Annotated in this window: 15 protein-coding genes and 1 rRNA gene; 4 read left to right on the top strand and 12 right to left on the bottom strand. The window is 40.1% G+C overall.

Features of this window, described 5'->3' with window-relative positions:
• Positions 1-31 precede the first annotated feature (31 nt).
• Positions 32-1171: a glycosyltransferase family 4 protein gene (locus ACMX3D_RS04695; protein WP_482750300.1), complete on the top strand. Its 1140-nt coding sequence runs from the start codon at positions 32-34 to the stop codon at positions 1169-1171.
• Positions 1172-1234: 63 nt separating this feature from the next.
• Here the strand turns inward: ACMX3D_RS04695 and ACMX3D_RS04690 are convergent, their stop codons facing one another.
• The 8 genes from ACMX3D_RS04690 to ACMX3D_RS04655 form a co-directional block, all read right to left on the bottom strand.
• On the bottom strand, positions 1235-2854 hold the full coding sequence (locus ACMX3D_RS04690) for a mechanosensitive ion channel family protein (protein WP_482750299.1): 1620 nt from the start codon (positions 2852-2854) through the stop codon (positions 1235-1237).
• 177 nt (positions 2855-3031) lie between these two features.
• A complete protein-coding gene (locus ACMX3D_RS04685) occupies positions 3032-4702 on the bottom strand; it encodes a mechanosensitive ion channel family protein (protein WP_482750298.1) in 1671 nt (556 codons plus the stop codon).
• 103 nt (positions 4703-4805) lie between these two features.
• A complete protein-coding gene (locus tag ACMX3D_RS04680) occupies positions 4806-5153 on the bottom strand; it encodes a slr1659 superfamily regulator (RefSeq protein ID WP_482750297.1) in 348 nt (115 codons plus the stop codon).
• Positions 5154-5209: 56 nt separating this feature from the next.
• Entirely contained in the window at positions 5210-5827 is a 618-nt protein-coding gene (locus ACMX3D_RS04675) for a slr1658 family protein (protein WP_482750296.1), read from the bottom strand.
• An 87-nt stretch (positions 5828-5914) separates the two neighbouring features.
• Positions 5915-7996, bottom strand: a complete 2082-nt coding sequence (locus tag ACMX3D_RS04670) for a CHASE2 domain-containing protein (RefSeq protein WP_482750295.1) — start codon at positions 7994-7996, stop codon at positions 5915-5917.
• A gap of 12 nt (positions 7997-8008) precedes the next feature.
• Positions 8009-8974 (bottom strand): DUF928 domain-containing protein, encoded by a 966-nt coding sequence (locus ACMX3D_RS04665; RefSeq protein ID WP_482750294.1) that lies wholly within the window; start codon positions 8972-8974, stop codon positions 8009-8011.
• A 7-nt stretch (positions 8975-8981) separates the two neighbouring features.
• Positions 8982-11651, bottom strand: coding sequence for a CHAT domain-containing protein (locus ACMX3D_RS04660; RefSeq protein ID WP_482750293.1), 2670 nt, complete (start codon positions 11649-11651; stop codon positions 8982-8984).
• A 102-nt stretch (positions 11652-11753) separates the two neighbouring features.
• Positions 11754-14330, bottom strand: coding sequence for a two-partner secretion domain-containing protein (locus ACMX3D_RS04655; protein ID WP_482750292.1), 2577 nt, complete (start codon positions 14328-14330; stop codon positions 11754-11756).
• 670 nt (positions 14331-15000) lie between these two features.
• On the opposite strand from ACMX3D_RS04655, the gene ACMX3D_RS04650 reads away from it, so the two are divergent.
• Positions 15001-16188 (top strand): n-acyl-d-glucosamine 2-epimerase, encoded by a 1188-nt coding sequence (locus ACMX3D_RS04650; RefSeq protein WP_482750291.1) that lies wholly within the window; start codon positions 15001-15003, stop codon positions 16186-16188.
• Here the strand turns inward: ACMX3D_RS04650 and ACMX3D_RS04645 are convergent.
• The gene (locus ACMX3D_RS04645; protein ID WP_482750290.1) at positions 16185-16778 is read right to left on the bottom strand and encodes a MarC family protein; all 594 of its coding nucleotides are present in this window, start codon (positions 16776-16778) and stop codon (positions 16185-16187) included. The two genes, ACMX3D_RS04650 and ACMX3D_RS04645, sit on opposite strands and share 4 nt — an antisense overlap.
• A gap of 213 nt (positions 16779-16991) precedes the next feature.
• Between ACMX3D_RS04645 and ACMX3D_RS04640 the strand changes: the two genes are divergently transcribed.
• The gene (locus ACMX3D_RS04640; RefSeq protein WP_482750289.1) at positions 16992-17807 is read left to right on the top strand and encodes a carbon-nitrogen hydrolase family protein; all 816 of its coding nucleotides are present in this window, start codon (positions 16992-16994) and stop codon (positions 17805-17807) included.
• Between the two features lie 164 nt (positions 17808-17971).
• Here ACMX3D_RS04640 and dhaL read toward each other — a convergent pair whose 3' ends face one another.
• Positions 17972-18607, bottom strand: a complete 636-nt coding sequence (gene dhaL, locus ACMX3D_RS04635) for a dihydroxyacetone kinase subunit DhaL (RefSeq protein ID WP_482752274.1) — start codon at positions 18605-18607, stop codon at positions 17972-17974.
• 1 nt (position 18608) lies between these two features.
• Entirely contained in the window at positions 18609-19682 is a 1074-nt protein-coding gene (gene dhaK / locus ACMX3D_RS04630; protein WP_482750288.1) for a dihydroxyacetone kinase subunit DhaK, read from the bottom strand.
• 542 nt (positions 19683-20224) lie between these two features.
• On the opposite strand from dhaK, the gene ACMX3D_RS04625 reads away from it, so the two are divergent.
• Positions 20225-21713: ribosomal RNA gene (locus tag ACMX3D_RS04625) — 16S ribosomal RNA — on the top strand.
• A 141-nt stretch (positions 21714-21854) separates the two neighbouring features.
• On the opposite strand, the gene ACMX3D_RS04620 is transcribed toward ACMX3D_RS04625, so the two are convergent.
• Positions 21855-22010, bottom strand: a complete 156-nt coding sequence (locus tag ACMX3D_RS04620; protein WP_482747343.1) for a hypothetical protein — start codon at positions 22008-22010, stop codon at positions 21855-21857.
• Positions 22011-22024 lie beyond the last annotated feature (14 nt).

The raw sequence follows: 22024 nt of genomic DNA, 5'->3' as shown, positions 1-22024 counted from the left end.
CAATAAATGACATCTGTAGAGAAAACCTTCTATGAAAATATTACATATTACAAATCATGTAGAAAAAATTGGTAATGGAATTGTTAACGTAGCAGTAGACTTAGCTTGTCTACAATCTCAAGATGGTCATGATGTTGCCGTAGCTTCGGTTGGTGGAGAATTTGAGACCTTACTAGCATGTCATAACGTCAAACACTTTCAACTAGATCAATCTAGACAACCACTCAACCTACTCAAAGCTGTCTGGCGTTTTAGAGAAATTGTCCAACAATTTCAACCAGATATTGTCCATGCACACATGATGACAGGCGTAGTGCTGGCTGGAATTCTCCGAAAAGCCTATAAATATAATTTAGTATCTACAGTACACAACGAGTTTCAGCGTAGTGCTGTCTTAATGGGATTGGCCGATAGAGTTATAGCCGTCAGCCAAGCAGTATCTGATTCAATGGTACGGCGTGGAATACCTGAGAATAAATTACGTGTAGTTGCCAACGGTACATTAGGTAGTCCCCGTCATCCCAGCATTCAAGATTACCAACCTATGACTTTACATCGTCCAGCCATCACCACCGTTGCCGGGATGTATACCCGTAAAGGTATTGCAGAGTTAATCGCAGCATTTACAAAAATTGCTTCCGATTTTCCCGAAGCACACTTATATTTAGTTGGAAACGGCCCAGATCGTTCTATATTTGAAGCAATAGTAGAAAATATTCCCTGCACTAAACTGCGTCAACGCATTCATTTTGAAGGTTTTCAGCCAGAACCGCAACGTTATATGCTGGCAAGCGATATTTTTGTCCTTGCTTCTTACTGCGAATCTTTTGGTTTAGTACTCACAGAAGCGCGAGAAGCTGGTTGTGCCATTGTTGCCAGCGATATAGACGGCATTCCCGAAACATTAGATAATCGCCAAGCTGGTATTTTAGTACCGCCAAAAGATAGTCAAACTTTAGCAGCAGCCTTGGCGCAATTACTCAGCAACCCTGTACAACTGCAATATTGGAAACATCGTGCCAAACAAAACTTAGAACGGTTCAAAGCAGCACGAGTGCATGAGGAAACAATGAATGTGTATCGGGAATTAGTCAAAAACTATAATGTTCGTGCAGTTATGGATACACAAGAAGTCTTACTCATCAAAACGCCCACTGCTCCAATGCGTTGAACATACATAAGAATTAGGGCTTACCTCACTGGCACACTAAATTGTCTGGCGTAAGTCCTGTTTTTAAATGATTTTGCCGCATTCATCGACATTAATATTATTCAAATTGTTGGACTTGAGATATTGTAAAACTTCTTGATATATCTGACTGCTAACGCGATCGCCTCGTTTGCCATTCTCTAGTTTGATATCATCTACAAAGAAATTGAGACGAAATTTCATATAAGGAAATCCTTCTTCATATTCCAACCCTTTCACTGAAACTTGAGGATCTTGCCATTTTTGTCGCGGTTCCTTAAATCTTTCTAACAGCCATTTATTTAACTCAATCACATAATCATCTAAGCGAGTTTCCTCGCTTTGAGGATTAGAAATTTTCTGGTAAAGCCTTTGTACTCGTCGCTTCAATAAATTTATTTTGCGTTCCCATTCATCAGAAATTAAATAGCTGTCGTTATCTAGCAAATTTGGATCGCGAAGACAAACACGATACCATTCCCGAACTAGTTTAATTAGTGTTTCTTGAGTTCGAGTTTCATTAAAAATAAAGATAGAGCGCTTATTTTTAATTTCAGTGATAGCTTCCAACCCAATTAAGCTCAGAATACCTCGATATTCTTCCTGCACATTATTAATTTCATCTTGGGTCATACCGCCTTTTTCAGCAAATTGCAAGGTGACGACTAATGCTTCCAGTCCTTGCTGAATTTCTTCTAGTTTAAAATTAACTTCTTGTTCTGCTAATAAGCGTAGTCTACCGATTTCGTGTTGATTTGCTAGTTCTGGTACTTGATAGTAGTTATCCAGTAATTCCAATTTGCTATCTATATCACCTAAAGTATCTGGATGAGCTAAAATTGCCTCCTGCATCACTCGCTTTACTTCAGGTAAGTCAAATGCAGTTGGCAGTCTTAGGTCTGTGGAGAAGTGATAATAAGATGTAGGACGGCTGAGATTGATAATATTTTGCCCTTGCAGATTGCTATTGGGGATATAAATATCACAATGTTTTTCCGGTATATACAGTTGAGTTACTCGTACCCCAATTCTGCGTAATATGGCGATCGTACTATTATCTAGCAGCAACACATCCCCAAATTTAAACGGCGTATCAATTAATAGCACTACCCCACTAAAAAAGTTTGCCAAAATTCCTTGCGCTGCAAAACCAATCACAAAAGTTGCACCACCCAGTGCAACCCAAATTCCTGTCAGATCAACCCCAAATGTTCGTAATACAAACACACCAGCAATAGTGAAAATGATTACAGGAACTACTGCTTCAATCAAAGGGAGCAGTACATCATCCCACATTGCCTCGGTTTGTTGGGTATATTCTCTCAGATAATATATGAATACTTGAATAAGTAGTTGTACTAACCAGTAGCTAATTGCAACAATCAAACCTGCTGATAAGATATTCTCAAAGCCGTCAATAATTGGATTACTAGATAACTGATGTAATGTAAACTTTAAAATAGATAATACAAAAACTGTCAGAGCCGGATAAGCAGAAACATTCAGTGTTACTAATGCAATATCTCGCTCAAATTTCCGAAAAATGGAACGCAATACATAAAATAATATGACGTAAAGGGCAATGCCGCCAATAACTGTAATTAGTAAACTACTTAAAACGAAAGCCCAAGTATTCGTTTCAAAGGGTAAAAGTTTGTTTAGCATTGTACTATTTTTATTACTTTTGTTGATAATTACTTCATGTACTATTACAAAAAGGCTGAAGTATAAAGTATGAAATGAAAAAATCAGCATAGTCAGCTTGAGAGCTATTGAGAATGAGTGCTTTATTCACGCCTTGCTGTACCAGTAAACTTGAGATTTTTACCTCCTGCCTGTTTGCTAAGTCCATTTTCCTACCACATAACCTTGAAGAGATTTTATAATTTCGCGGTAAATCTCACTACTGACGCGATCGCCTCGTTCGCAATTTTCTAGTTTAATATCGTCAACATAGTATTCAAGCTTAAATTGAATAAAAATTGCACTACTACCGTAGACAGTTTTATCCATCAACACTTGTGGTGCTTGCTGTTGACTGCTAGTGTGTTTAAATCTTGTTTTTAACCAATTGTTTAACTTTTTAACATAATCATCTAGGCGAGTTTCTATCCGACTAGGATTCAAAATCTTATGTTGTAATTGTCCAACTCTTCGTTTCAAAACATCAATTTTATATTCCCACGTTTCTGGTAAAAGGTATTGGTCTTCTTCGTGTAGAGTTGGATCTCTTAACCAAATTCTATACCAATCCCTGACTAAACTAATCAGCGAATCTGGAGTGTTAATTTCTTTAATTTTAATTTTGGGACCTACAGGATTAAAATGCCAAAATCTATTATTATTTTTAACTTCGTCAACAATTACTTGCAGCCCAATCAAACTTAAAACATTTTGATACTCTTCTTGAACAGTTGCAATATCCTCTGGGCTGAGTCCTCCACGTTCTACAAATTGTAGAGTCACCACGATTGCTTCTAGTGTTTGTTCAATTTCTGTTAACTTGAGATTGACTTTATTTTCTGCTAACAGTCTGTCTCGTCCATTTTTCTTCTTTTCTATAAAACCATCTTGGTTATTTTCTCTAATAAAATAATTGTCTAGGCAATTCAGCTTTGTGTCGATATCTCCCAAAGTATCAGGATGAGCGCAAATAATATCATACATGATTTGACAAGCTGCATCTAAATCGCCGTCTGGTTTTAAGATAACTGGTTGAGAAATTTTAACTGGCGCGATCGGGCGACTCAGATTAACAATAGTCTGTCCTTGTAAAACACTATTAGGAATATAAGCTTCAGTCAGGCTATCAAATAAATAAACATGGGTGACTCGTAAACCTATTTTTTTGAGTATGCCTAATTCTCCATTTTCTAACTTCAAAATATCGCCAAATTGAAATGGAGTATCAATTAACAGAACAATACCACTAAAAAAATTAGCTAAAATATCTTTTGTTGCAAAACCAACAATAAAAGTAGCTCCACCTACAGTAACCCAAACACCTGTTAAATTAATATTAAAAGCGAGTTGTAATATTAAACCAAAGCTGGTTAAAGTAATTAAAAATGGAACAACGCCTTCCAACAAGGGAATGAGAACGTTATCCCACATAATTTCGGTTTGTTCGGCAACTTCCTGTAAATAATAGATAATAACTTGGCTAAAAAATTTAATCATCCAATAGCCAACTGTAGCAATAATCGCTGCAATTAATAGTTGATCTATCCAAGCGAATTGTGTCTGCTTTAGATCATTAAATGTCAGCTTAATACCACTCAGAATAAATACAATTAGAACTGGATATATTGACACATAGAGTGTAACAAGGGCAAAATCACGCTCAAACTGGCGAAAGATAGCTCGCAGAACGTAAAACATGATGCCATACAAGCCAGCTGCTCCAACTGCAATTAAAATGAAGTTTTGTAAAAACGGTATTGTCTGCTCAATACCAAAAGGCAATGATAGTAAACTCAGTTGAAAGCAGTAGCTTAGAAATGGCTGTATCATAAGTAGATTAAAGTGAAACACCAACCAAATTTTTAATTTAGTTGTCTACAATTAGTGGGTAAAAAAACACACCACTAATTGTTTTTGAATTTTTAGGTAATTATTATTCAATTTCCAGTTTTAAACCCGGAAGCAAGCGTTCTAGATTTTTTAAGGATTTTCCCTGCCAAGGCATAGTGTTGGAACCTAAAACAATCAACTGGATACCTTTTTTCTTACGCAAATTTAAGACAAATTTTGATAGCATACTAATGCCAGAACTGTTGAGAAATGCTAATTCTCTTAAGTTCAAAGTCATCGTTGCTGGTTCGGTTGCAGCAATTTCATTGAGTAGATTGGCAATTGGTTCATATTCACTTGGCCCCCCAAGACTCAACTCGCCTTTAAAGTTGACGGTTGCAGAATCTGTATCACCTTCAACAATGTAATCTTCACCTTTAATTTCTTGCATAACCAGATAATTTTCTCTGCTTAAACCAAAATATTGGTATCACATACCGACGAATACTATACCTTGATTTGCGCCATCGTAGTTACAACCATAATCAGAGATTCTTGCTGAATGGTTTCTAATTTCCAACCGATTTTGGCTGTATAGTCATTAATCATGGTTAACAATCCTAAGCCAGAAGTACCACTTTCTTCAGTACTTTTCTCAATTTGGCGTACATACATCTCATGAGGATCAGAAGCTAGTAGTTCGGCAATAAATGCTCTCAACTTATCTTCACCACCTGGTTTGATACTATTGCTGGCAAAAATTACGGCGGTGACGCTATCTCTATCATTCAAGAAATGAATCCCAAATTTGACTTTGTAGTTAGAATTACTATCATTAAACTTCATAGCATTTTCAAGAAGTTCGTTAGCGACATAGCTAACAGCACTTTTACTTTCTTTGATTCTTTGTTCTTGATTTGGTTCGTTATCATCTACTGGTAAAAAGTTTGTGAAGTAGTCAGCAAAAAAGTGTGCTGAAAGACGATTGCTACGCCAACGTTGTTTAATAGGGCGAGAACTGGGTGTAAACGAAAGTTCTAAAGAGTCATGTTCTGGAGGAAATTTAGAGATAAAATCGCCAAATAATTCAGTTTTAATTGTAGATTCTGGAGATATTTGATTCATATTTAGGTTGTCATTTGTCAGGTTTGAAAACATATTTATGTTTCTATTTAAGGATATTTTTATTGGCAGATATTAATTTCTTAGAATTTATTCGTGTCGTTTAAATACTACTAATGTGATGTCATCAAATACTTTTTGTGTGCCAATGTGTCGCCGTACATCTAAAATTACCGCATCTTTAATTTCTGATGCAGATTTGTGCCAGTTTTGCTGAATAATTTCACATAACTGTTCAATACCATATTGATTTTTATTAATGTCTTTGGCTTCGGTAATGCCATCAGTGTAGAGGACAATGCCATCTCCGGGTTGTAATTCTATGGTTGTGTGACTAATAAAATCAGCAATGTCATCATCTAACGCAATGGGGAAACCCAAGTCCATCGTGTCAATGCGCTCAATTTCTCTACTGTTGCGGACGAGAATTGTTTCTTCGTGCTGTCCACTAATACTGATTTGCCCTTGACTATAGTTAAGAATTACTAATGTCAAACTCTTGTCAGAGTTCATCCGTTGGACGTTTTTATAGAGGGTGCGGTTGAGGGTGTCAAGAAAGCGCACTGAGTCAGATTCGCGGATTTCTTTGAGGAGGCGAACGGCGGTTTGTGTCATCAGCATTAACAATCCACTTTCCAGTCCGTGTCCAGTCACGTCTCCAATACCCAGAGTGACTACGCCATCGGTGTACAGTACGTCGTAGTAATCACCGCCGACTTCATCCGCAGCTTCCATAAAGCCAGCGATATCCAGTCCTTCAATGACTTCTAATTCCTCTGGTTTGGGAAGAATCATTTGCTGCATTTGCCGAATTATATCGAGTTCGGCACTCATACGAAGGTTGTCTTGCTGGAGTTTTTCATTAAGGATGCTGATTTCTGCATTCGCCTGCGCCAGTTGGGCGGTACGTTCTTGCACTTTGTCTTCTAGGGTGCGGGCGTAATCTTCTAATTTCCGATAAGAAAGCATCAGATTTCGCCAGAGAACATGAACAATACTCACTATCGTTGCACTGGCAACAGTTAACATAGGTGCAAAGACAGGAATTATCCAGCCGCCAAGAAAGGCAATGTAAGCACTGCTAAGGATAACGACCACAGCCAGCAATAAACCACCTACAGTTAGCCGACGTTTTTTGATGTACAATGCCCCCAAACTGGCGCTGTATCCAGACCAAAAGAAGATGAGCAACCAGTTGAAGGGTTTAACTGTGGCTTGCAACATCGGACGGCCATCTATAGCGGCGCTAAGGATCTGACTAGTAATATTTGCGTGAATTACTACTCCAGGGATTAGCTCTGTGGGAAAAAATAAGTTGTTATTGTATGGGGTACTATAGTTATCATTCAAACTTGGGGCTTTTGCACCGATCAAAATTAGGCGATCGCGCATAAAATCAGCAGGAATGCGATTTTCTAAAACATCGGTCAGGGAAATATGGGGAAATCTATCTAGTCCACCGCGATAATTGATTAAAACTTGGTATCCTCCCATATCAGCTTCGTTGTATTCTCCATCATTGCTCGATAGAGGTACAAACTTCGCTTTGCCTAAACCGTAAATTTGTTTATCTGCGTTGATTGCTGTTAATTCAATACCTGCTTTTTCTAAATACATTAAGGCGAGTTTTACTCCCAGCCCTTGCACCAAACTTTGATCAGGTTTACCTAATAAGATGATGCCGCGTCTGATTTTCCCATCTGTATCTAAGAGTAAATCATTTGCACCTACTTGACCTTGTTTAGCGAGAGTTGGAGGTGGGGCAATTGGTTTGCCAGCTACTTTTTCAATGCCGATAAAATTGGGCGTATTTTGAAATTCTTTGACGAGTTCTGCGTGTCCTGGTTCTACAGGTAAATCTCGATAAATATCAATAGCGATCGCTCTTGGTTGTTGTGCTTTGATGTTACGAATCATTTTAGCCATGACGCGATCGGCCATTGGCCACTGTTTGACATATTGAATATCAGCTTCATCAATAGTGACAATTGCAATTCGCTTGTCTACAGATTCTTGGGGACGCAGCCGAAATAACTGATCTAATGTTACCCATTCTAAAATCCGCAAAATACCGATATTACTCCCAGCAATTACTAACCCAGCAACACAGGGAGTAATTATTAGTGTTGTACGCCATTTTTTGACGTAATTTTTAATTTTTGTGCCAATCATTTTGTTGTTAAATTACAAAGCTTCTATTAATGGTTCAGAGGCAATTTTTTCTAACCCCACCTGTTTTAATAAATCGTGCCACTCAGTTGCAAAGGCTTTATTATTTGGCTGCGATCGCTTGGCTGCTGCTAAAACTTTCAAAGTGTCATACCATACACCTGCTTCCGCATATTTAGTGGCTAATTGTACAGGGGTTGAAGCTAAATCTTGCTCGTTAAATGTTGGTTTGACTCTTTTCACCCAACCTGTAACAGCGTAATTATCTGGTCGCAGCACTCCACCTGGTTCAATTGGGGCAAAGTACCAAAGATAATTTTTGTCTAGTACTAAATTTGGTGCTGTTGATGGTAAGGTAACACTCACTACACCGCCATCAGGAGATACTTTCAGTGTTGCAGAGTAATGAGAATTGCCTGCTTCATCTTGCAGGCTAAAGAAAACCTCTTCTGCTCCAATCGGAGGTAAATAAGCAAAGATTGTGGGATGTGAAGATACAGTGCGCCCTTGTTGGGTGGGAGGAAGCAATGCTGTCAGAGGAATAGTTTCTCCTCTTGTACCGCCACCTACGCTAGTTCTGGGGGCTGAAGTTGCGGGTAAGGTAAACTGCACATCACCTCTGGTTCCACCGCCAACGCTGGTTCTGGGGGCTGAAGTTGCGGGTAAGGTGAACTGTACATCACCTCTAGTACCACCGCCAACGCTGGTTCTAGGTGCAGAACCTCCAGGTAAAGCGAACTGCACGTTCCCTCTAGTACCACCACCAACGCTGGTTCTAGGTGCAGAACCTCCAGGTAAAGCGAACTGCACGTTCCCTCTAGTACCACCACCAACACTGGTTCTGGGGGCTGCATCCTTGGGAAGCTTAAATTCCACACTGATGAGCATTTTTCGTGGCAAAGGACTAGCTAATGCAGCATTGCCAGTTAAGGCTATGGTGCTGCAAACAGTTATAGATAAGAATTTGTGATAGTTAATCATAGTATGTTTACAACCAGTTACCGACCAGAACGAAAGAAGACCAAAAATAAGGATGTGTGTACAAAGGATTAGCCATAAGCTTGATTTGTGCTTGTTGTAATGCCTCGGCTTTATTGAGTTTTGGATTACTCAACTGGTGATAAAATTCTTTCATCAATTGAGAAGTTGATTCGTCACTAACTGACCACAAACTGGCGACGGTACTCTTAGCACCGGAACGCAAGGCAAATCCAGCTAAACCCAAGGTGGCGCGGTTATCACCTACAGCTGTTTGACAAGCACTCATGACTAATAATTCAATTGGTTGGCTGTTGCTTTGCCTTTTATTTTGAAATAAACTGTCAAAATCTTGAATAGAAATGCGATCGCTCCATGTCAATAAAAAGGTTTCTTCTGGGTCAGAACTGAATTGACCGTGAGTAGCCAGATGAACTACAGGGAAAGAATTATTAGCGATCGCTGTTTTTAGACTGTCTTTGCTAAAATTTTTGTCGAACAATACTTGAGAATTAACTTCTGCTGTGACTTGTTTAATTTCTCCTGTCACTCCTGGTAAGGGATTAAAGCCTTGACGTGCTTCGGTTAGTCCAGCGGCTAACACGCTCAATTTTTGGCGTTGCAGTCCTTGAGGAAATAGTTTTAAACCAGGACTGAGGGCGACACTATAATTTTCAATTAAATATTGTTTACCGTCATAAAGAACGCCCATTGGTAAATTGCGTAGCAAACCATCTGGGATAAAAACTAAAGTTTTGATATTACTTTTTTGGAGTGTTGCTTGAGCAGGCGTAATTAGCCAATTATAAACTTCTTGGGAGACTCGCAAACGCTCGTTACTGGGATAACCAGGAGATAGGGAAGAATAAAGTTGTTTTAAAGTAGCTTCAACTTGCTGTTTTGATAGTTGGGTGCTGTAGTGTTGTAGAAGTTGATTGGGAACTGAAAGAATAACTTCCAGGCGATCGCTTAAAATGATTGGATAGATAACAGCTGCGTGCAAGTCAATTTTTTCTAAAACTACGGGTTTGGTATTATCTAAACAAGCATCCCGAAAAAAGTTATCTAGTTCAGCAATTTGCAAAGCTTCCATTACTTGCATTACTTGTTTGATGTTGCTTTGATTGTCTTTTTGCAACAACAAACTGACGTAATCTCGATAGATAGGTTCAATACTTTCTTTGAAATTAAACTGTACATCTCGATTAATCGTCACTAAATCACTACGTAGAGATTGCAAGTTATTAAATGCTATTTCATAAGCAGCGATCGCACTATTAATATCTCCTTGTTTTTTAGTAATTGCACCCAACTGTCCCGCCGCACGCGCTACTAAATCAGTACCATTTATGTCTTTAGCGATTGTGAGTGCTTGTTTTGTCAATGTTGCCGCATCCGCTAACTGACCGTTTTTTTGATAAAGTTTACCTAGTTGGTTAAGAGCGTTAGCTTCGGCTCTTGGATCTTTAATTTCTTTGGCTTGTTGAACAGCAGTTGCTAACAATTCGGCAATTTTGACTGAATTATTATCCGTAACTGATTTTTTGTTTTCCCTGGCTTTTTCTAATGTTATCAAACTTTCTGCAAAGTTAATTTTGGCATAAATAGCAGGACGACTAGCTGGAAGTTGGGTGAGGTTAGTTTCAATTTCTGGAATCAATGCTTGTGCTGGTTCCCAGTTTTGCAGTTTTACCAACAAGCTCAATTGATTTAATTGTGCTTCTAATTTTGCCTGTGGTTCTGGAGATAAATTTACAGCTTCTTGATAATATGTCCAAGCAACATCATATTCTTCTAAATCTCTAGCAACATTGCCAATACTAAATAGCGCTGCACTCACATCAGATGGTGAGTTGAATTGTTGACTAATTTCCCAACTTTTTTCTAGGATTGACTTAGATTGTTTGAGATCACCTAAAGTTTGCAAAGCAATGCCTAAACTCCTCAAACCTTGAGCTTTCAAGAGACTATCCGGTTGACTTTGCAGTTCTTTGATCAGTTGTTCTAATAAAGTCTTGGCGCGGCGATATTGTCCTAATGCTTGCCAACCCTGCGCCTGATTAAGTTGACTGATCAATTTACCTGTTTGATCACCCGTTTGTTTATATATGACTGCTGCTTGTTGCCAAGTTTCTAAAGCTGCATCAGTTTTTCCTTGCAATACTTGGAGAGTTCCTTGAGTATTTAATGCCTGTGCTAATAATAAGTTAGTTTTAGTATCGGTATTTTTTAGGCTTTTGATGATATTAATGCTTTGAGCGATCGCAGTTTGCGATTGGGGCAGTTTTCCCAAATCTTTGTATGCTAATGCTAAATAATTTAAAACTTGAATTTGGTTGATAACTTCTTTTTCTGATTGATAAACATTCAGCGCATTTTGCCAAACTCTAGCAGCTTCTGTGTATTTTCCAGCTTGATAATAGTTTTTACCTTGTTGTAATAAATCTGAAGGATTCTCTAATTGTTGCGCTATATAATTTGACGTTAAAAATGTAGGTTGATGGGCAACAGCAGGATGACTTTTAACTACTAATAATAGAGTTGCTATAAAACAAATATAAAAACAATAACGACTCCTAATTATATACCTGTAAGATAATCTTATTTTTGACAAAACTCGCAATATTTTTTTATGGTAGCGTTTACTACTCTGCTGAGGTACAAATTTATCTGCGTTCATCTGCGTTCATCCTCTTCTATTGGCGGTTAATTATTTTTCCTGCACCTCACCAAGGTGATAATCGTTATAATTAAGCTAGTTAATTTGTTACATTTACACTGACTATTGACTACAATTACTATGTGGCTGCAATAAACTTTCTTGAGGTAAAGCAGCTACTAATTTTACTTGCCCTTGAGTATTAATTATCCAACCTGTTGCTGCGACAATTTGCGCTTTTGTTGCCGGATTTACGGCTGAATTATTAGCTTGATTGCGGTTCTGTGTAGTTGTAAAATCTCGCATATCTGACAAGAAAGTTTGACCGCGAATGGTTGCAGTAGGGTCTGTTGGTAAACCACCTCTACCTGTGATAGTGAAAGAATTACCATCAGTGGCTTTACAACTAGTAGGAATTATTTGATTGTTGCGATCGCTTTGTGCATTTGGTAATTCTACTGCGACCGAAGTCGGAGTAGTCTGTTGTTCAGTAATTGACCCAATATCCGAAATCTCTACAGTGGGAATCGGATTCTCTATTGGAGGTATTAGAGGGACGGGAACTTGTAACGGTGGACGGGGAACTTCTGGTCTTCTACCACTGGAAGTAATATTACTAGATGAGGTAGGTGTATCAGAAAAACTAATTCCTTGAATACTTCTGGCTGTAATATTGACATTGCCACCACGACCAGAGAAAGCATTAGCTGAAATGTCACTGTTTTCTTCAGGAACAGCAAAAAGTAAACCTGTATTGATGGTGATGTTAGCACCATTTGCACCTGTAGTAGGATTCCCTGCGATCGCTGATATACTACTTGCTCGGCGTAATAACAACGAATCTGTTAACTGTAGATTAATATCACCGCCTTCAGTGCTGGCTGTTTTTGTGGAAATTACAGCTTGATTGTCAAGGGTTAACTTGTTAGCTTGGATTGTAATATTGCTACCAATACCACTTCCTTTGCTATCGCTGGCAATAGCCGCACCATTACGAATCTCCACTGATTTGGCATTGACGAAAATATTACCACCGTTACCAGTAAAACCTAAATTTGCATTAGTAAATAAACCTGTATCTGCACCAGATAAAAGAACTCTATCTGTAGCTGTAACTCTTATGTTACCAGGATTACCGATACCTTCTGTTCGAGAAAATATTTGACTGTTATTTAACAAAATTGCATCGGCATTGATAATAACATTGCCAGCATTACCACCATCTGCAAAGGTAGATAATTGAGCTTGGTTAGTTTCTAATAAGTTAGCCCTAATTATGAGCTTACCACTAGTTCCTGTTGCACTTCCATAGCGATTGTTCTGCACATTGTTACTCAAAAAAATAAATGGCGCAATTAGCGTTACATCACCACCTTTTCCTGCGCCAAAAGAAGCACTTTCAATCAATGATTCTCCAAGAGGAGCTTGTTCTTGAATAATGGCAGATTGACTTTTAAGAGTAATGTTACCGCCAACTGTACCGTAAGAAAAAATCTGTGATGATGGCGGCATCACAATATCACCTTGAGCGAAAAGTTTGATATCTCCACCAGGTCGGGAAAGTACAAATGTAGAAGGATCAATTCCAAAACTGGCTAGTAATTTTGGTGTAGTAATTTTCCCTCTGGAATCAACAACAATATCGCCACCACTTGCAACACCACCAAATACACTAAGTCCAGAATTAACTTTAATATTGCCTGATAGAGAAGAATTAGGTTGATACTGATTAGTTAAAAATATTAGTCCGCCAAAATTAGTAATTTGATTAATAGTAATATCTGCACTTGTTAATTTACTATCTGTACTAGAGACTGCTGAAACAAAAGTTCTACCATCTCCAACTATTGGCAAATTGCTCACTCCAGCCCTGAGATCAACAATTGGTTGCTCTTGACTATTGAGCGCAACTTGAGTTACTCCATCAGCAAGAGTAACTGTTTCAGCAATAGTATGAGTTGGATTCCGGTTGTTAACATTAATATTATTAATTTTTATACTGCCACCAGCCAAAACCTGGATGGAAGCTCCTTGATAATTATTAAAATTAACATCTCCCTTAGCTCTAATCAGAGTAGATCCACCACTTGTTAAATTTCCACCTCCTTTCAAACTATCGGTAGCTTGCAAAGTTAAATTACCACCTGCTCGCAATTGTCCTTGCAAGTCAAGATTTTGACCAACTAAAGTTAAGTTTTGCCCAACTGATAAGTTACCAGAATTAGCGATCGCACTTTGCGGAGAAGACCAACTCTCTAACCCTGGACGCAGGTTAATTGTCAGCAAAGGTGGTGCTGTTGGGTTTTGGGTACTAAATTTGTAACCGTTCTCTAACAGCAGACTTTGGCTGGTGCTGGCAAAAAAAGAACCAGAGACATCTAATCTGGCATTTCTTCCAAAAATAATTCCGTTGGGATTAATGAAGTATAGGTTCGCACTACCTAAAACTCCCAAAGTCCCCAAAATGTTAGATGCTTGATTTCCTGTAACTCGTCCCAAGATATTTGTAATCCCAGAAGGGTTAGAAAAATAGACCAGTTGCTGATTCCCAACGTTGAAATCTTGGAAACTGTGGAACAGACTGCTACCCCGAATTGCTCCACCATCTATACGCTCTATCAAACCACTTCGATTCTGCACTCTGGGCGTAACAATTGAACTTTCGGCTCCCAAACTGTTGTCAGGGACGATTTGAGCCATAGCACTTGTACTTAAGCTTAAAGTATATAAAATAACGCTACTGCTTGCTAAAATTCTGATTTGAGGGCAACTTACTATCAGTCTTACCTTGAGTAATTTTGAATTAAATATATGTAAAAAACTGCCACGTCTCATATAGTCTCTTCTTTGAGCAATTCAATAATTTGCTCTACTTATTGCGTGTTTAGCGTTAAAATTATGTATAAATTAAGTTATTTGTTGTTATAGTTGTTATTCTCAAATCGCTTAAAATACATAACACCTTAAACTTTACAATTCTCAGATTTTGAACAAGAAAGCAAGGACAGTTAAGACATTTAAGGCAGTTTAAATAAAAAAATAAGTAATAAATATTAAACTAAAAAAAAATATAAAATTATATTATTAAATTTTCAAGAATAAAGACAGTCTTGTTCAAATTTAGTAAGACCGAAAACTTCTATAGTCACTGCGCAATAGCTACCTAAAGATTGATTTGTGATCTAAAAACAGTATTTTTTGCTACTTTATTCAAAAACTGTGGAGATAAATCAAATATCAGTAAACCTAATAAATCAGCCAAAAAGGTAAAGGTAGCTCTCGTATCAGAACATCATTCTGGTGCTGTAAAGTATTTGGGTGAGAAAGCAAATCCGTCTGAGTTAATTTTGGTACACAAGGGGAAAAGTTCATGGGACACGACTTGAAAGCATTGGCGGAACTTTACAAAAACGCACTCCTCAATGACGTACTTCCATTTTGGGAACAGCACTCCTTGGACTGGGAACACGGTGGCTATTTCACCTGCTTGAATCGTGAAGGACAAGTTTACGACACTGATAAATTTATCTGGTTGCAAAACCGTCAAGTCTGGACTTTTTCTATGCTGTGCAACCAGCTAGAAAAACGCGAAAACTGGCTCAAAATTGCCAGCAATGGTGCTAAGTTTCTCGCCCAACATGGCAGAGATGCAGAAGGAAATTGGTATTTTGCCCTCACTCGTGAAGGTCAGCCATTAGTACAGCCTTATAATATTTTTTCTGATTGCTTTGCCGCGATGGCTTTTAGCCAATATGCTTTAGCTTCTGGTGAAGAGTGGGCGAAAGATGTGGCAATGCAAGCTTATAAAAATGTCTTGCGCCGCAAAGATAATCCCAAAGGTAAATACACTAAAACTTATCCTGGCACACGCCCAATGAAAGCCTTGGCTGTACCGATGATTTTAGCTAACTTGACACTGGAAATGGAATGGCTACTACCAAGTGAAACTTTGGAGAATGTTTTGGCGACAACCGTTGAGGAAGTGATGACTGATTTCCTCGACCAAGCAAGGGGACTGATGTACGAAAATGTTGCCCCTAATGGTTCCCACATAAATTGTTTTGATGGGCGGTTGATTAACCCCGGTCACGGTATCGAAGCGATGTGGTTTATTATGGACATCGCCCGCCGGAAAAATAATAGTAAAACGATTAATCAAGCTGTTGATGTGATACTAAATATCTTGAATTTTGCTTGGGATCAAGAATATGGCGGCTTGTATTACTTTATGGATGCAGACGGACATCCCCCACAGCAATTGGAATGGGATCAAAAGTTGTGGTGGGTACATTTAGAGTCTTTAGTTGCATTAGCAATGGGCTATCGTCTAACAAAACGTGAAGCCTGCTGGGAATGGTATCAAAAAATACACGATTACACCTGGACGCACTTTGCAGATCCAGAATATGGGGAGTGGTTTGGCTACCTCAATCGTCGTGGGGAAGTACTATTAAATCTCAAAGGCGGTAAATGGAAGGGATGTTTTCATGTACCTCGCGCTTTGTACCTGTGTTGGCAGCAATTTGCAGTTTTGAGTTCGCAGTCTGTAGTTTCTTAGTGCAGAAACAACTCTTTAATTCCTGTACTGCCAATTTCTACCGCCAATGCTGCTAATAAAAAACCTAAAAGCTGGGTAACAATCACTGTACCTTCAACACCAATTAATTTATCAATCTGGTTTGCCAAGCGCAAAATCAACCAAGTGACAAACATCGCTACGACAATACCCAGCACTACACCTAGATGGGGACTCTGAGATTTTGACATTAATAACATTACAGTTGTCAGCGTACCTGGCCCTGCTAATAATGGCAAAGCCAGTGGTGTAATTGAGACATCCCGCCCTTCTTCGTGAATGGGTGTATCTAGTTCTCCGCGCAGCATTTGTAAGGCGATTAACAGCAGCAATAAACCTCCTGCCACTCGCAAAGATGCCATACTGATTTCGAGATAGCTTAAAATGTATTGACCAGAAAAGGCAAACAATAACAAAACTGCGATCGCTACAATACTGCCTTTATCAATCACTTTGTTTCTGTCTTCTGGAGTCATGCCTTTTGTTAAAGCTAAAACTATTGGTATATTGCCTACAGCATCTGCCAGGACAAACACCGCAATAAATGTTTGGACAAAAACGGAGGTATCCACAGTAGCGAGAGTTTATCAAGGTTCGATAACAACTTACCTTGAATCTGGCTTGATTTCCTAGAACCCATAGGAAGATTGAAATGAAACTTAGGGATAGCCAATTGCTTAAAGAAAAGCAACATTTACTCATTGTTGCTCAAGTCCCGAAGTTCTTTAAGTAACGATATATTTGAGTATCTGTCCCGCACACATCTACTTTTTGTTGTTAAATTTATGAAGTCTTATTTAGCCGCCGCTATTCAAATGACAAGTGTGCCTGATTTATACAAAAATTTGGCACAGGCAGAAGAATTAATTGAGCTTGCTGTGCGTCGAGGTGCTGAATTAGTCGGACTACCAGAAAACTTTTCTTTTATGGGAGAAGAAAAAGACAAACTCGCACAAGCAGAAACTATCACCCGCGAAACAGAACAGTTTCTCAGAAAAATGGCTCAACGCTTCCAAGTGACGATTTTAGGCGGCAGCTTTCCAGTCTTGGTAGAGAATACAGGCAAAGTTTATAATACTTCCACTCTGATTGACCCTAGCGGTCTAGAAGTTGCCCGTTACCAGAAGGTACATTTATTTGATGTGAATGTTCCCGACGGCAACACTTATCGTGAATCTAGCACTGTAGTCGCGGGTACACAATTGCCGTCAGTATATTTTTCAGAAGAATTAGGCGGTCTTGGTCTTTCTGTTTGTTATGATGTGCGCTTTCCCGAATTGTACCGCCATCTATCCAGCAAGGGAGCCGATGTAATTTTTATTCCAGCAGCTTTTACTGCTTTTACTGGCAAAGACCACTGGCAGGTATTATTACAAGCTAGAGCTATTGAAAATACTTGTTATGTAATTGCACCTGCACAAACTGGTACAAATTATGCCCGTCGCCAAACCCACGGCCACGCCGTGATTATCGATCCTTGGGGAGCAATTTTAGCTGATGCTGGTGAAAAACCTGGAATTGCGATCGCAGAAATTAACCCCTCGCGTTTAGAACAAGTGCGCCGTCAAATGCCCTCTTTGCAACACAGGGTGTTTGGATAAAGTATGAAGTGTGAAGTCTGAAGTCTAAAATTGTATCCTTCAGACTTCATCCTGAAAATTATTACCCGACTCTCTATATTTAGATAAAGCAACCAAAGTAATTAATTAGGACATCAGTAGAGAATAAAATTTAGATACCAAAAGACTTTTATCTCTGTCACCTGTTACCTGTCACCTACTATACTTTCCAGTAAACTCCTCAACATCAAATAAGCCGAAGTAGCACCAGGATCTTGATGTCCAATACTCCGTTCTCCTAAATAACTGGCACGTCCTTTTTTCGCCAGCATCGGTTTAGTATTTTCTAACGCTTGTTCTGCTATCGCTACAGCCTGTTGCATTGCATCCAAAGTGTCTTTACCTTCCCCAACCGCTTGCCCAAAAGCTGCCACTACAGGAGACAGCACATCAACCATTGTTTTGTCTTGTAGTTGAGCTTTACCACGTTGTAAAACTCCCTCTAGCCCCGCTTGCAGTAATTCTAATAAATCTTGTGTGCTTAGTTCTTGCTTGCCTGCTGCTACGGTACTGGCTTTCAAAAACAGTGTGCCGTATAAAGGGCCACTAGCACCGCCAACACTAGAAATTAGAGTCATACTAACTGTTTTCAAAATGCTGCCAATATCTTGATGTGTCATAGTCGGCAGCTGACTCAAGACCTTTTTAAAACCACGATCCATATTAATCCCGTGGTCAGCATCACCAATTGCTGCGTCTAATTGAGTTAAATATTCTTTATGCTGTTCTATTTCAGAAGCAAATAGTTTTAACCATTGTAAAATCTGCGCTTGACTGATCATTTCAAATCCCCCATCGCAGACTTGCTGTGTGTACTGGCGCATCCCATAACCGGATGAGTTCATCATCCAACTTGAGCAATGTAATTGAGCAACCTTGCATTTCTAAAGATGTAATATAAGGGCCAATGAGGTTGCGGACAATCAGCATTCCTCTTTGTTCACAGATTTCTGCCAGCTTGCGATAAATCAGATAAAGTTCTGAGATAGGTGTACCACCCATACTATTAACAAAAGCTAACAAGCGATCGCCTGCTTGCAAAGGTGGATCAATTAACTCTACATCAACCCATTCGCCTTGGTTTTCATCCCACTCTCGCACAACGTGGCTGTAGCCGCCATCATCAATTATTGTTTGAGTTAATATCTCTGCAATCTCATCTGCTGATTTTAGGAAAATTCTTTCTCGGCCTGGTTCCCCGTGAATCCCAATACCGATTTCTATTTCATTCTCAGTCAATATAAATGTTGGTGTGCCTTTAGCTGGTACAGTACACGATGTCAGAGCAATCCCCATACTTCGACCATTAATATTTACCCGACGGCACAAGTTTGCTATCTGTGGCAAATCATACCCTTGTTCAGCAGCTGCACCACAAATTTTCTCTGCTAATACCGTTGTTCCCACACCTCGACGACCTTGGGTGTATAAGCTATCCTTCACTGCGACATCATCATCAATCAACACATTTAGCACACGGATACCTTCACTGCGGGCTAACTCCGTTGCCATTTCAAAGTTCATCACATCGCCACTATAATTCTTGACAATAAAAAGCACTCCAGCCCCACTATCTACTTGTTGAGCAGCCGCCAGCATTTGGTCGGGGGTAGGTGAAGTGAAAACCTCCCCAGGGCAAGCAGCATCTAACATTCCCTGACCTACAAACCCAGCGTGCATAGGCTCGTGTCCACTGCCACCACCAGAAATAATTGCGACTTTACCCTGTATTGGTGCATTAGCTCGGTAGACAAAGGTAGGCTCATAGTTGACTTTGATTAAATCTGAGTGAGCCACAGCCATACCGACTAGACTTTCTTTTACAAAGTCTTCTGGCTGATTGATCAGCTTTTTCATGATCTGTGCTTGAGAAGGTGCTACAGATTAGGATAATAGACTGAGAAAAAAATGCAAAAACACATCAGACACTGCATATATAGCTTTCCTGGAAATATCACAGTTGGCATTAATGATAAGTTCGCCCATATCTTTCAGGCAGTGTCTGAATCACAGCACCATGAAGCGTTCTTGATTTACTACGTATATTTCCATGTATTTCCTAAAAAATAGCTAAATCTAGCTTTTTATTAACCAAAAATTTGTTTTATTAGATAAAGTTGTTTATCTAGCTGTTGTTATCAAGTTTTTTGCTGGCTTACCCAGCTTTCAAAAAAAAATTTGCTAAACCCTTGACGAACTCATAATCAGTTGTTAATCTAGATAAAGTGTTGAGGCTAGAGAGCCGAGACAACTGAACCGAGAAAAAAGAATACTTTGAAAGCTTAAATTTAAACCAATCCTCGTCAAACAAATTGGTTTTGGGACTTCCCAAAAACTTAAAAAATTATAGCAAGGAATCTGGAAAAAAGTTTTTTCAGATAACAAACTCGAAACATAACAAAACGGAGAGTTTGATCCTGGCTCAGGATAAACGCTGGCGGTATGCTTAACACATGCAAGTCGAACGGTCTCTTCGGAGATAGTGGCGGACGGGTGAGTAACGCGTGAGAATCTGGCTTCAGGTCGGGGATAACTACTGGAAACGGTGGCTAATACCGGATGTGCCGAAAGGTGAAAGGCTTGCTGCCTGAAGATGAGCTCGCGTCTGATTAGCTAGTTGGTGTGGTAAGAGCGCACCAAGGCGACGATCAGTAGCTGGTCTGAGAGGATGATCAGCCACACTGGGACTGAGACACGGCCCAGACTCCTACGGGAGGCAGCAGTGGGGAATTTTCCGCAATGGGCGAAAGCCTGACGGAGCAATACCGCGTGAGGGAGGAAGGCTCTTGGGTTGTAAACCTCTTTTCTCAAGGAATAACAAAATGAAGGTACTTGAGGAATCAGCATCGGCTAACTCCGTGCCAGCAGCCGCGGTAATACGGAGGATGCAAGCGTTATCCGGAATGATTGGGCGTAAAGCGTCCGCAGGTGGCTATGTAAGTCTGCTGTTAAAGAGCAAAGCTTAACTTTGTAAAAGCAGTGGAAACTACATAGCTAGAGTGCGTTCGGGGTAGAGGGAATTCCTGGTGTAGCGGTGAAATGCGTAGAGATCAGGAAGAACACCGGTGGCGAAGGCGCTCTACTAGGCCGCAACTGACACTGAGGGACGAAAGCTAGGGGAGCGAATGGGATTAGATACCCCAGTAGTCCTAGCCGTAAACGATGGATACTAGGCGTTGCGAGTATCGACCCTCGCAGTGCCGGAGCCAACGCGTTAAGTATCCCGCCTGGGGAGTACGCACGCAAGTGTGAAACTCAAAGGAATTGACGGGGGCCCGCACAAGCGGTGGAGTATGTGGTTTAATTCGATGCAACGCGAAGAACCTTACCAAGACTTGACATGTCGCGAATCTTCTTGAAAGGGAAGAGTGCCTTCGGGAGCGCGAACACAGGTGGTGCATGGCTGTCGTCAGCTCGTGTCGTGAGATGTTGGGTTAAGTCCCGCAACGAGCGCAACCCTCGTTTTTAGTTGCCAGCATTAAGTTGGGCACTCTAGAGAGACTGCCGGTGACAAACCGGAGGAAGGTGGGGATGACGTCAAGTCAGCATGCCCCTTACGTCTTGGGCTACACACGTACTACAATGCTACGAACAGAGGGCAGCAAGCGTGCGAACGCAAGCAAATCCCGGAAATCGTAGCTCAGTTCAGATCGAAGGCTGCAACTCGCCTTCGTGAAGGAGGAATCGCTAGTAATTGCAGGTCAGCATACTGCAGTGAATTCGTTCCCGGGCCTTGTACACACCGCCCGTCACACCATGGAAGCTGGCAACGCCCGAAGTCATTACCCCAACTTTTCGGAGAGGGGGATGCCTAAGGCAGTGCTGGTGACTGGGGTGAAGTCGTAACAAGGTAGCCGTACCGGAAGGTGTGGCTGGATCACCTCCTTTTAGGGAGACCTGCCCCATTACAGGCTTAATGCAAGTATGTAAGTCGTAATGAGGTCATCCCAGGTCGTTCGAGATTGGTGAAAGCTTTCAAAGTATTACTCTTTCGGTTGAAAAAAAGGAACAGACAGCAACTAACGATAGTTAGACTGCTGGGAGTGATTCCAGCCAGAACCTTGAAAACTGCATAGAAACGCGATTAATAGCAGGCAGACGAATCGAAGTGCTGAGTGCTGAGTGCGGAATGTTGAGTGAATCAGCGGCAAGCACGAAGTAAACAGAACCAAGAAAAGTTTGCATGGATAAGCCAAATG

The organism is Anabaena sp. TISTR 8404 (genome assembly GCF_056847745.1).
This window is presented reverse-complemented; position numbering and strand designations above follow the sequence as displayed.

Coding starts and splice junctions, on each gene's coding strand:
- ACMX3D_RS04695 (WP_482750300.1), top strand. CDS start 32: ATGAAAATATTACATATTACAAATCATGTAGAAAAAATTGGTAATGGA.
- ACMX3D_RS04690 (WP_482750299.1), bottom strand. CDS start 2,854: ATGCTAAACAAACTTTTACCCTTTGAAACGAATACTTGGGCTTTCGTT.
- ACMX3D_RS04685 (WP_482750298.1), bottom strand. CDS start 4,702: ATGATACAGCCATTTCTAAGCTACTGCTTTCAACTGAGTTTACTATCA.
- ACMX3D_RS04680 (WP_482750297.1), bottom strand. CDS start 5,153: ATGCAAGAAATTAAAGGTGAAGATTACATTGTTGAAGGTGATACAGAT.
- ACMX3D_RS04675 (WP_482750296.1), bottom strand. CDS start 5,827: ATGAATCAAATATCTCCAGAATCTACAATTAAAACTGAATTATTTGGC.
- ACMX3D_RS04670 (WP_482750295.1), bottom strand. CDS start 7,996: ATGATTGGCACAAAAATTAAAAATTACGTCAAAAAATGGCGTACAACA.
- ACMX3D_RS04665 (WP_482750294.1), bottom strand. CDS start 8,974: ATGATTAACTATCACAAATTCTTATCTATAACTGTTTGCAGCACCATA.
- ACMX3D_RS04660 (WP_482750293.1), bottom strand. CDS start 11,651: ATGAACGCAGATAAATTTGTACCTCAGCAGAGTAGTAAACGCTACCAT.
- ACMX3D_RS04655 (WP_482750292.1), bottom strand. CDS start 14,330: ATGGCTCAAATCGTCCCTGACAACAGTTTGGGAGCCGAAAGTTCAATT.
- ACMX3D_RS04650 (WP_482750291.1), top strand. CDS start 15,001: ATGGGACACGACTTGAAAGCATTGGCGGAACTTTACAAAAACGCACTC.
- ACMX3D_RS04640 (WP_482750289.1), top strand. CDS start 16,992: ATGAAGTCTTATTTAGCCGCCGCTATTCAAATGACAAGTGTGCCTGAT.
- dhaL (WP_482752274.1), bottom strand. CDS start 18,607: ATGATCAGTCAAGCGCAGATTTTACAATGGTTAAAACTATTTGCTTCT.
- dhaK (WP_482750288.1), bottom strand. CDS start 19,682: ATGAAAAAGCTGATCAATCAGCCAGAAGACTTTGTAAAAGAAAGTCTA.
- ACMX3D_RS04620 (WP_482747343.1), bottom strand. CDS start 22,010: ATGCAAACTTTTCTTGGTTCTGTTTACTTCGTGCTTGCCGCTGATTCA.